The following is an 11232-nucleotide window of genomic DNA, read 5'->3' as shown; positions in this document are numbered from 1 at the left end:
AATGATGAATGAGATAAAGTTCTACTCAATAAAAATGAGACGTACCTTGTTGATTTCTGAAGATATTTGGAAGCATGAACTGCTTCCCATTTATTTTGGACAGTCAATCCGTCTATTTAAAACACTAGTCCTATCTCTTTACGGCTTTGTAGTCATCTTTAATATAGAGTATTGCAAGTAATTTTTAACACTACTTTTTCATATTCTGGAAACCTTCCCGTTCTCCATAGTTTATAACAGATATATTTTCCAGATGTTATTAATTATGTATAATTACTTACAATTGGTGTTTTAAGAAAGATGGAAGGATGGTTAAAAATTGGAGAAGTTGGATTTGAAAGAGAAAGAAGACTTAACAGATTTGGAAAATCAAAGTAAAGAGAAATTTGTTCATCCAGTTAGAAAAGATTGGTTTAGAATTTTCATAATGACTGTTTATGTTATAGGCTTTATTTCTATTATTGGTCACTTTTTTTACGAATCAGTTAATTTACCGGACAAATTAGCAGAACCCCCTGCTAATACGACATCAGGTCAAACACCTTTAAGCAGTTCTCCACCAGCAAATAATTTAGGGCCAGGAACGAAGGTAAACAACACTGAAACTCTAGTCACACTTGTTGTAAAGCCAATTACTGAAAATCCTATTATAGGAAGTATACTAAAACACGCTTTTTTCCTCATAGTATATATTTTTGTATTTTTGTTGTTTCCTATCGCTTTTACAAGGCTAAAAAGATTTAAGTTCTTTAATTTTGAGTTTGAAGTAGAAAAGAGCGGGGAATCGGTAATTGAGGTATTAAATACTACTGCACAAAAAATTAATATACTTTCCAAGTGGACTACAGATAAGTACGCTAATGATTTTGCAAAACAAAATTTAAATACTATTGTAGAAAGTATTGAATATGTGCTTGGAGAAGTATCAAAAGATTACCTAGAAAACTTGAATTTAAATTTAGAACACAAAGTTTACAATACTACCGAGTTTAAAAGGGATTTAACTATTCCTTATATCGTTAAAAAAAATTATGATTCTGCAAAGGCTAGGGCAGCAACTATCCCTATCAATAAAGAAAATAAAAATCATTTGTATTTAAGAAATTACCTGTTAACTGTGGTAGAGTTTGATAAAAAAGAATACGTTATTGTTGTGAAAAGCTTTGAAGCAGAGTTTGATGAATATGACAGTGTGTTGTTTACAGGTTTAATCTCTCTTGCTAACCATTACTTTGAAAGAACAAAACAATTAAAAATAATAGATTCGGTTGGGGAGATATTTAAAAGAATACAAAACGTAATTGGTAATTAAAACTTGAATGTATTGTTGCTTAGGATTAAACTAATAGTAAGAGGTGATTAAAATGAAAAAAGGAAAAAGTGATCGCCATCAAAAGAAAATTACAGAAACCAAATTGAAAGAAATAGAGAATTTGAGTCCGGAATTAATTAAGGAATTAATTAATTATTCTTTAAAAGCTGGAGCTATTTTAGATGGTAATTATAATACATCAAACTTAAAAACTCCTAACATAAAAATAACTAATGATAGTTTAGTTGTAAAAAAACTTATAAAAGTTTAAACCAAAAAGGTTAAAATCACGAATGGATTTTAACCTTTTTTATTTGTCTATTTTATAGTATCCGGCAATTATTCTCTGAATTTTATCATTGTTTCCGTAAATTTCTGAAGCACGCTTGACTTTTCGAGGGTCCCAGGGAGGGACAATTAAACTAGGCTTCGGATTACCATACAGTATTTCTCTTGCCTTATTAATATAGAGCTCTAATTCGTCTATATCCAAAAGTACACCTCCTCGTTAGAGTTTATTTGGTAATTCAAGTAAGTATTCCTTTTGTAATTACTATTTTTGCCAGAGAAAAAAATAAATAGACGTATAACTCTCTAAAAAGAATCTATGTGCTTTTTAATAAACCGAAGCTGCCACCCCCATCTTAAAGTAAGGAATCCCTACTGATTTAAAGAACGTAATGTCCTCATCGTTTTCTCTTCCTGTAATCTTGCCTGATGATAGCTCACTAAGCTCCCCATGCAGATTCAAAAAGATCTATACGCACCTATTTGCAGGTCGTCCACTTCTTACACGTGAGGTAGATAGGTGTTTCTAAAGGGGTGTTGCAGATGAGGATATCCGCTTTAGTCACCGCTTCATTTAAATAGCCACCCGTCCTCGCGTTTTAGAACTCCACGCCCTAAAATTCATGGGAATAAAAAAAACATAGGGAGATTTAAGTCTTCCTATGTTTTTATTCATACTATTTATCTGTTTGTTTTTGTTTCTTTTGCAAATACTCCGCACGTAATTTTTCTAGATGCGTCTGTTTATCAAATTTGGCAGGCGCCTGTTTTTCATGAAACTTTGTCACAGCTACCTGAGCTTTGTGATCCAATTGATATTTCCCCACTTTTTTCACCTACTTTTCTTAACTTTACAAGAGCAAGGGTACTGTTCTCCAATCCCTAACTAGAAGCGTGAGAACCGCCCCCATGTTTTAGCACATTCCTAAACACATACTTTAACTTTATCATTGTTACTTAAAGAATAATAACTATCATTAAATTTATAAACAATATAGTTAAAAAGAGGCCTATCAAAAAATTTTTAATAGTGAATTTAGCTTTACCATCTTTTACTCTCTTATAAACTATAATAATGGTTATTAAATTTAGCAATAGGACAACATTTCCTACAGTTTGATTCATTTATTTCACCTCTATTGTTTGGAAAAAGTGACGAATGCTGATCGATTTGATGTTAAGCTGGAAAATCGGGAGCACTAGATAAATTAAAAGCACCTAATCACGATGCCTGAATCCGTTTTTGCTTCAGAGCTATCAAGGTTAGGTGCTTTTAAAAACTGTCTAATGTCGCTTGTTGTAATTACGATGGATAGAACACTTATATCTCAACTCTAGTCCCCACACCTTCTTTAATCGCCTTGTCATAAACCGCTGCAGCCACCGCAATATCAAAGTAAGCAATTCCTACTGATTTAAAGAACGTGATCTCCTCATCATTTTCCCTTCCAGTGATGTGACCTGATGACAGTTCGCTTAGTTCCCCATGCAGATCCGAAAGGCTCCAAACCCCGGTATTTGCAGGAATAATAAGGTCGCCGGCTTCGTCCTTTGCGCCATCCACTGTATCTACAACGATTTTCGAACACTTTAATATCGTTTCTTCATCTACTTCCTGCATGTGAGGAAGATAAGAGCCCACACCATTGATATGCGTTCCAGACCGGAGAACTCCCCCTGAAAAAACGGGTGTTTCTGAACGGGTGCTGCAGATGACGATATCCGCTTTGGAAGCCGCTTCATTCACATCATCCATAACAGTGATTACACCATCAAAGCCAGCCATTCTTTCAGCAAATGATTCAGCCTTACTTCTTGTTCGGTTATAGAGCATGACTTCCTCTATTTCACGAACCTCCAGTACGGCTTGAAGCTGCTCTTCTGCCATTGCACCGCAGCCTATAACAGCCACTGATGCTGCCTTTTCTTTCGCTAGATGTTTTGTTGCAATCCCACTGACCGCACCTGTCCGCAGTCTTGTTAAGTAGGAAGCGTTCATGCATGCTAAATGTTCTCCGGTTTCCGTATCACTTAATAAAATCACACCTTGTGTCGTTTTCTTGCCTTGGGAAGGGTTATTGGGAAAGATGGTGACAACCTTTACGGCTGATTTTCCGGCTGTCTCCATCGCACATGGCATGTACAATGCGGAAGCTTGTTTATCAGGAAAATCAAGAACGGTGCGGTGAGGATTTAACACTTTCCCTTCACTATAATGCTTTAGGGAAGCTTCTAAGTCAGAGATAGCATCTGTCATTGAATATAAAGATCGAATTTGTGCTTCTGATAAGATAAGCATATGTATTCCTTCTTTCTACGCAAAAAGAATCGCATTTAGCGATTCCTTTTTAGTTTTGTATCTGTTATATCAATTTTCTCTCTTTTACTTCTATGTCGCTAGCTTCTTCTGTATCTAGCTCCTCGTTTTTACGATCTTTTACCGCTGAAACGGCAATGAGTGAGACGAGAGAGGCTAACATGATATACAATGCCACTGGCACATACAAGTTATCGTAGGCTTTAAGAAGTGCGGTAGCGACGAGCGGAGCTGTTCCTCCTGCAACCGCTGCTCCAATTTGATAGCCTAGTGAAATTCCTGTATACCGGACATTGGATTTGAATATTTCCGAAAACATGGTGCCCAGTACGGCAGTAATAGGTGCCCAAATGATTCCGAGTCCTAAGACTGTCGCAACAATTAAGAGAACGGAAGATCCTTGATGGATTAACCAGAAGTATGGGAAAGCATATAGCATCATGAGGATGGTGCCTCCCACATAAAGCTTCTTCCGGCCAATTTTATCAGATAGATTCCCCATGATCGGAATTAAGATCGTTGTGACGATGGTTGCGATCGTAACAGCACCTAACGTAACCGTACGTGAGAAACCAAGCTGCGTTGTCGCATAGGATACGATGAATGTTGAAAAGATGTAGAACGGTGCTGTTTCTACAACCTTTGCTCCAATCGCGATCAACACTTCTTTCCAGTGTGTACGCATCGTTTCCACAAAAGGAATTTTTGCAATTTCGCCTTTTTCTTGAGCCTTCTTGAATGATGGTGTCTCATCAATTCCTTTACGAATCCATAAACCGAATAGGACAAGTACGGCACTTAAGATAAATGGAACACGCCATCCCCATGACATGAACGCCTCTTCAGGCAACAGAGTCATGATTGACAATGCGAGTGTGCCAAGCAGCATTCCAATCGTTACACCCATTTGCGGTATGCTTCCGAAAAGTCCACGCTTGTCCTTAGGTGCATATTCCACCGCCAGCAAGAGTGCCCCGCCCCACTCTCCACCGAGTCCAATACCTTGAATTAAACGTAGCAAGATAAGAAGTATAGGTGCGGCTACACCAATTGCCGCATATGTAGGAAGAAACCCCATTAAGACAGTAGATCCCCCCATTAGCGTAAGAGTTAAAACAAGTGTTTTCTTACGCCCAATCCGGTCCCCGATATGAGCAAAAAGAATTCCCCCAAACGGACGAATAAAAAATGCCAATGCAAAAGAAGCATAAGCAAGCATTAAACCGACAGTCGGATCCTCACTATGAAAAATAAGCTGATTAAATACAAGTGCAGCAACCGTCCCATACAAAAAATAATCAAACCACTCAATCGAGCTTCCTATCAAACTGGCAATAAGTACTTTTTTAGTTACTTTATTGTCATCCATGTTAATCCCTCCCTTCCTTATATAGTACTTAATGGTAATTTTTTATACAATAAAAAAGTATTAATATTCAGTATTTTCTTTGTTTTACGAAAAATATCTTATTTAAAGAATCATCATTGGGATTCCTCCTGAAAATACATATGTTATGTATGTGTCAACAACCTAATCAACAGCAAATTAAGATGCTATATTGTTATTTAAATATACTTTCACCACATTTTAATTTACATATTTTTCAACATACGCAATTTTCTCTTAATACAAATGATAAAATATATTTACTAGGCTCTTAAAAGAGGTGGCAACAAAAACCGAATTTATATCTGATGTCACCAATGAACTTCTGGTAGAACGCCTTTATGAGTCATACCAAAAGAAAATCGGACGGACGTCTAAAAGTGAAATTAACTCCTGGGAAAATTCACTCTACCGCATGTCGAATGTTATGCAGGATGAAGAGATTCCTGATGATACATCGGTTGCAATAGAATTTAAGATTCCGAATACATCCAAACGTGTGGATTTCTTAGTGGCTGGTCACGACGGTATTCAAGATCACGTTGTAATTGTTGAATTAAAACAGTGGTCGGAGGTTGAGAAGGTCACTTCAAAAGATGCGCTTGTGTCTACCTATCTAGGGGGAAGTAAGCGAACCGTGACGCATCCTTCTTATCAAGCATGGTCTTACGCAGCATTAATTCATGATTTTAATCAAAATGTACAGGATCAGCATATTGTGCTTAATCCATGTGCCTATTTACATAATTACAGGAAATCAGAAAATGACCCTTTAATGGATTCTCACTATGCGGACCATTTGGCTAAAGCACCTGTTTTTGCAAAAGGTGAAATACAAAAATTAAGAGATTTTATTAAAAAATACGTATGTTACGGTGACCGAAACCAATTAATTTATCAGATTGAGCACGGAAAAATTCGACCTTCCAAGTCATTACAAGATTCACTTGCTAGTTTGCTCAAAGGGAATCAAGAGTTTGTACTAATTGATGAACAAAAAGTGTTTTACGAAGATGCCTATCTTTTAGCGCTCGAGAGTATTAAAAATAACCAGAAGAGTGTAATGGTAATCGAGGGTGGACCGGGAACTGGAAAATCTGTGATGGCTGTAAACCTTCTTGTGAATCTTATTAATCAAGGTTTAACTGCACTTTATGTATCAAAGAATTCAGCACCGCGTAATGTTTATGCTTCTAAACTTAAAGGAACGATTAAGAAAACACAGATTGATAACCTGTTTAAAGGATCTGGCAGCTTTTTTGAGTCGGAAAAAAATGAATTTGATGTGCTCATTATTGATGAAGCACACCGTTTAAATGAAAAGTCAGGACTATTCAGCAATTTAGGCGAAAATCAGATAAAAGAAGTCATCCATTCATCTAAATTCACGATTTTCTTTATAGATGAAAATCAGAAGGTCACATTAAAGGACATCGGAAGCATTGATTCAATTAAAAAGTTTGCTAAAGAGTTAGATGCCGAACTTATTCAGGGAAAACTAGTTTCACAATTTCGCTGTGACGGATCTGATGCGTATATTGCCTGGCTGGATGACGTGCTGCAAATCAGAGAAACTGCTAATGCCAATGACCGTGGCGTTGATTATGACTTTAGGGTATACGATGATCCGAATGATATGCTGAAGGAAATTGAAGAACTGAATAAGAAAAACAACAAATCACGTATGCTTGCCGGTTACTGCTGGGAATGGCCAAAAAATGGCCGGATGAATAGCTTCCATAAAGACATCCAGATTCTAGAGCACAATTTTAATATTAGCTGGAATCTCTCCGACAGCATCTGGGCAATCGAACAGGATTCAGTCTCTGAAGCAGGCTGCATTCACACATCTCAAGGACTTGAATTTGATTACGTCGGTGTTATCATTGGACCTGACCTTGCCTATCAGGATGGTCAGGTGATTACAGACTACACAAAGCGTGCTAAAACTGATCAATCCCTTAAAGGGATTAAAACAATGGCAAAAGATAATCCGGAAAAAGCTCATGCTCTGGCAGACCAAATTATTAGGAATACATACCGAACACTTATGACTAGAGGACAGAAGGGATGCTTTATCTTCTGTACGGATCCAGAATTAAATGAGTATTTTAGAGAACGGCTAAACAAATCTGTTGTTTATGAGGATTTATCACCTAGTCATATAGGGGTGGCTGCAGAGAATCGGAGAAAGTATTAAAAAGATACTTGGTTTTTCAGGTGCAATTTCAACACAAAAAAAGACAACTTACAAAGGATGAGAAACATGAATGAAATTAAGCAGCTAATTAACTCAATCATTGAGTTCCGAGATGCAAGAGGATGGAAACCTCATCATAATCCAAAAGACCTTGCCATCTCCCTCTCAATTGAGGCTGCTGAACTCCTGGAAGACTTCCAATGGAAAAGCAGTGAAGAAGCTGTAGAACAAAACATGGAAAATATCAAAGAAGAAATCGCGGATGTTTTCATTTACGGACTTATGCTCTGCAGCGAGTTAGATTTGGATGTTGAGACAATTATTAAAGATAAAATTGAGAAGAATGGGTTGAAGTATCCTATATCTGATACGAATGGTAGAAATCAGGGATGATTTTGTATTTTATTTCTTTTTACAAGGAGCAGAAATAAAAACAGAACTCACTCTAATAGATTGTGCGTTCTGTTTTTTTATATTTATTTATCCTTCATTAACAATTTTGCCTCTTTTAAATCAATTTTAGCTCTATGTCCATGCTTATGTAGCAAATGTAAAAGATTGCTTCCATTTAAAAGTGTAAGAGGTTTATCCTTGGAAAAATTATAAGCATCGGGACCAAAATCTGCAGTTGACACTAAAATTCCTTTTGTTGCACCTTCGTTCATCACAGTTCCATATAAATCTCTAACTGCTGAGACGCCAACTACATTTGTATATCTTTTAGCCTGAATAACTATTTTTCCTCCTCTAATCGGATCAGGATCGAATGCAATTGCATCCACGCCTCCATCCCTACTAGCTCTTGTAATTCTTACTTCCCCTCCTGAATTATTAAATTCTTTCTCAAAGAGTTCCCTAATTAGATGTTCAAAATCTTGCCAATCCATTGCAGCCAAGTTGGTCTGATCATCAACATTTTCTGTAACACTATATGAATCAACAAAACGACTATCTTCTCTATTTATTTTGAGTATTGGTGCTATTGGAGTAAGACTGAATAATTTACTGCTACCTATACCTTTAAGGTTTTTAAAACAAGTTTTTGAGTCCACCATTCTTAGGTTGATTTCCATAAATTCTTCCTTGTTAGTTTGAACAGATAAAATACAAATATCTTCATTCTTACCCGTTGCCTTGTTTACTGAATTTACCCAACCATTAAACACTATTGATTCTATAGCTTTTACTTCATCCGCTTCAAAAAGTTCATGCAAAGTACGTAGAGTAATGTCATAAAGTAATTTATCATACATTTTTCTTAAAGAAGCCTCAGTAATAAATGACTCTTTGTAGTCATCTTTAGCAGCTACATATTTTACTTCTTTTAATGTTGGCATATCTGAAATATCTGGAAGGTTATATTCTACAATTAAAGTTTGATTAATTGGATTATATTCAATCTCAAATTCTTGTGGGAAATATTCAGGATAAACGGAATTAGATAACACCATATCACAGTACTCAGTAATTGCTTGACTTTCACCAGCTAGGTACTGTTCCTTTTTCTTTTCTATTGCATCATTTTTGTCTTTCTTTTCAAGTTCGAAAGATTTTTTCTTCTCTTTCCAATTCTCAAGTAGCTTTTCATAATTTGCTAATTCTTTATTATATTGTTCCTTTTTCCCCTCAGTTGTTTTTATCCAGTTGTTGATTGCATCTTCAAACAACTTATTAGCAGTATCAATTTTTTTCTGTTTACTTGAAGAAATTATTTTATCTAAAATACCAAATTTCGGCTCAAAATTTATCTTTTCCGGCTCTGGAGGATATGTTGGTAATTGAGGACTTATTGGTTGGGGTGCTTTAAATTTAGAGTTATCCTTCAACGCATCCCAATCAATCTTATCGTCAACATCTAAGGTATATAACAACGTTTTATCAATCATATCAAGCTGACTCAAAGCTTCTATAGTTTGTAATTCCGCAAGTGATTTTTTTTGAGCTTTTTCAATTGCAGAGTTTTCGCGGTTTAGCTTTTTTTGCTCTGCTTCCTTTTTCTTTTCCCACATTTCATTCCATTGTCTCTCTTGTAAGTAAGCTTTTTGCTTAACGACGAATTTATCATTTCCCTTAATTAAACGATACTTATGTAAACCTTCGTGCTTTACCTCAATCCAATACATAATTAGCATCCCTCCTTATACAGTAAACACTCACTATTTGGTAATTTAACCCTTATTTTTAGTATAATATAAATTCATACTAAATATTGGTGAAATTTTATGATTCGTTAGTTGTTGGTCCACATTTAATATGTCACATTCTCTTATATGTTAATAAGTTATTTTTGATTTTTATATATAATTACTTATGATACGGCTCCCCTCGATTAATCCTAAACGCCCGATAAATCTGCTCCACTAACACAAGTTTCATCAACTGATGCGGATAAGTAATTTTCCCAAACGAAATCTTCTCATCCGCCCGCTTCATGACGGCTGCACTTAATCCCAAAGATCCCCCAATCACAAACGCGACCTTGCTTTTACCGTACGTTGCTAACCGATCGAGGTTTGCAGCAAGATCCTCACTGGAAACCGCCTTCCCCTCAATTGCCATAGCCACCACATGCACATCGGCTCCGATTTTGCTCAAGATCCGCTCGCCTTCTGCATTTTTGACCATTTCCATCTCATTTTCGCTTAAGTTTTCCGGCGCTTTTTCGTCTGGAACTTCAATTACATCAATTTTAGCGTATGGCCCCAATCGTTTTAAATATTCGTCTATCCCCATCTTCAAGTACTTTTCTTTCAGTTTTCCTACACTCACAATTGATATATTCACAGGTGTACACCTTCCTTAGCAACATGTTATCCACAGAAGTTATCCACATATGCACAAAATAGCCCATATGTAGTGGGCGATCATGCGTTCGCCACTTTATATGTTGCAGTTATATTACAGTATTCACAGATTGTTGATAACTCGTCTTTTCCTGTTAATAACTCAACAACAGGCGGCACTTCATACTCATCCACGATGACGTCAATCGCAAGCTCCACGTGCTCTTTGCAGCATTTTATGTCCATGATTACAGCCTCCTTACTTATCCACAACACCTTAAAATTTCTGCTTTAAAACAGCTGAATTATATTGACTTTGTAAATCAAAGTCTTGTCCACATGTGGAATAACGAACTTTTTCTCTTTATATCCATTATCCACAATACCACAAATCTAATTCCAAGACCTGTGAGTTAAATCCCTAGCGTACCGCTTGAAATATAAAAAGCACCTATCGTCTAAAATGACAATTAGATGCTCCAACTTAAGTTTTTTTAATTAGCCTTTAAATAATTCTTGTATTTATCCTCTCCATATTAACAGCAGCTGGATGAACCGATCTAAATCTTAGTACCCGGATCACTGGACAATTTAATATGAGAGAAGCCCTAATCTATTTCCTGTTTTATTTCTTGGACTACATTCTTGAGCCACTGAAGCGGTTCTAACCCAAGTGCAGGAAAGTATATCCCCTCCGCACATTCCTCAATAAACTTATTTTTTTCAACAATAGTATACTCACTATTAATGAAATCAGTTAAAAATACAATCGCTTCTTCAAGATATTCATTACTTTCATCTTGTAATAATTCCAGTAATGCTTCCTCTGGTGAATCAATATCTTGATGAAAAGTCCCAGCCAAGAATTGAAAAACAGGATTTTCTTGATTGTTAGAAGACAACATAATAACTCATCCTAATCAATAAAGTTTCAAATCGGTCATC

The 11232-nt window shown here is 36.1% G+C and carries 13 protein-coding genes; 4 read left to right on the top strand and 9 right to left on the bottom strand.

Going from position 1 to position 11232, the window contains the following annotated elements; translation table 11 throughout:
* The first annotated feature begins 319 nt into the window (after positions 1-319).
* Positions 320-1312, top strand: a complete 993-nt coding sequence (locus tag CGZ90_RS10850) for a hypothetical protein (RefSeq protein WP_094252531.1) — start codon at positions 320-322, stop codon at positions 1310-1312.
* 52 nt (positions 1313-1364) lie between these two features.
* Positions 1365-1583: a hypothetical protein gene (locus tag CGZ90_RS10845; protein WP_094252530.1), complete on the top strand. Its 219-nt coding sequence runs from the start codon at positions 1365-1367 to the stop codon at positions 1581-1583.
* Between the two features lie 39 nt (positions 1584-1622).
* On the opposite strand, the gene CGZ90_RS10840 is transcribed toward CGZ90_RS10845, so the two are convergent.
* The 5 genes from CGZ90_RS10840 to CGZ90_RS10825 all read right to left on the bottom strand — a co-directional run bounded on the left by CGZ90_RS10840 (position 1623) and on the right by CGZ90_RS10825 (position 5286).
* Positions 1623-1805: a hypothetical protein gene (locus tag CGZ90_RS10840; protein ID WP_094252529.1), complete on the bottom strand. Its 183-nt coding sequence runs from the start codon at positions 1803-1805 to the stop codon at positions 1623-1625.
* A 123-nt stretch (positions 1806-1928) separates the two neighbouring features.
* Positions 1929-2063, bottom strand: a complete 135-nt coding sequence (locus CGZ90_RS20495) for a hypothetical protein (protein WP_205727392.1) — start codon at positions 2061-2063, stop codon at positions 1929-1931.
* A 214-nt stretch (positions 2064-2277) separates the two neighbouring features.
* On the bottom strand, positions 2278-2427 hold the full coding sequence (locus tag CGZ90_RS20745) for a hypothetical protein (protein WP_094252528.1): 150 nt from the start codon (positions 2425-2427) through the stop codon (positions 2278-2280).
* A gap of 494 nt (positions 2428-2921) precedes the next feature.
* Entirely contained in the window at positions 2922-3899 is a 978-nt protein-coding gene (locus CGZ90_RS10830) for an ornithine cyclodeaminase family protein (protein WP_094252527.1), read from the bottom strand.
* A 64-nt stretch (positions 3900-3963) separates the two neighbouring features.
* Positions 3964-5286 carry an MFS transporter gene (locus CGZ90_RS10825; RefSeq protein ID WP_094252526.1) on the bottom strand — a complete coding sequence of 441 codons (1323 nt, stop codon included), beginning with the start codon at positions 5284-5286 and terminating at the stop codon, positions 3964-3966.
* A gap of 298 nt (positions 5287-5584) precedes the next feature.
* On the opposite strand from CGZ90_RS10825, the gene CGZ90_RS10820 reads away from it, so the two are divergent.
* The gene (locus tag CGZ90_RS10820) at positions 5585-7504 is read left to right on the top strand and encodes a DUF2075 domain-containing protein (protein WP_240515413.1); all 1920 of its coding nucleotides are present in this window, start codon (positions 5585-5587) and stop codon (positions 7502-7504) included.
* A gap of 66 nt (positions 7505-7570) precedes the next feature.
* Positions 7571-7897, top strand: a complete 327-nt coding sequence (locus CGZ90_RS10815) for a nucleotide pyrophosphohydrolase (RefSeq protein ID WP_094252524.1) — start codon at positions 7571-7573, stop codon at positions 7895-7897.
* A gap of 83 nt (positions 7898-7980) precedes the next feature.
* Here CGZ90_RS10815 and CGZ90_RS10810 read toward each other — a convergent pair whose 3' ends face one another.
* The 4 genes from CGZ90_RS10810 to CGZ90_RS10795 form a co-directional block, all read right to left on the bottom strand.
* On the bottom strand, positions 7981-9627 hold the full coding sequence (locus CGZ90_RS10810; protein WP_205727391.1) for a restriction endonuclease: 1647 nt from the start codon (positions 9625-9627) through the stop codon (positions 7981-7983).
* Between the two features lie 181 nt (positions 9628-9808).
* Positions 9809-10288: a 23S rRNA (pseudouridine(1915)-N(3))-methyltransferase RlmH gene (gene rlmH / locus CGZ90_RS10805; RefSeq protein WP_094252522.1), complete on the bottom strand. Its 480-nt coding sequence runs from the start codon at positions 10286-10288 to the stop codon at positions 9809-9811.
* Between the two features lie 80 nt (positions 10289-10368).
* On the bottom strand, positions 10369-10533 hold the full coding sequence (locus CGZ90_RS10800; protein ID WP_094252521.1) for a CxxH/CxxC protein: 165 nt from the start codon (positions 10531-10533) through the stop codon (positions 10369-10371).
* A 362-nt stretch (positions 10534-10895) separates the two neighbouring features.
* Positions 10896-11192: a contact-dependent growth inhibition system immunity protein gene (locus tag CGZ90_RS10795; protein WP_094252520.1), complete on the bottom strand. Its 297-nt coding sequence runs from the start codon at positions 11190-11192 to the stop codon at positions 10896-10898.
* Positions 11193-11232: the final 40 nt, after the last annotated feature.

Source organism: Fictibacillus aquaticus, assembly GCF_002245695.1.
GTDB lineage: Bacteria > Bacillota > Bacilli > Bacillales > Fictibacillaceae > Fictibacillus > Fictibacillus aquaticus.
The sequence above is the reverse complement of the archived record's forward strand: the minus strand, read 5'-3'. Positions and strand labels throughout refer to the sequence as shown.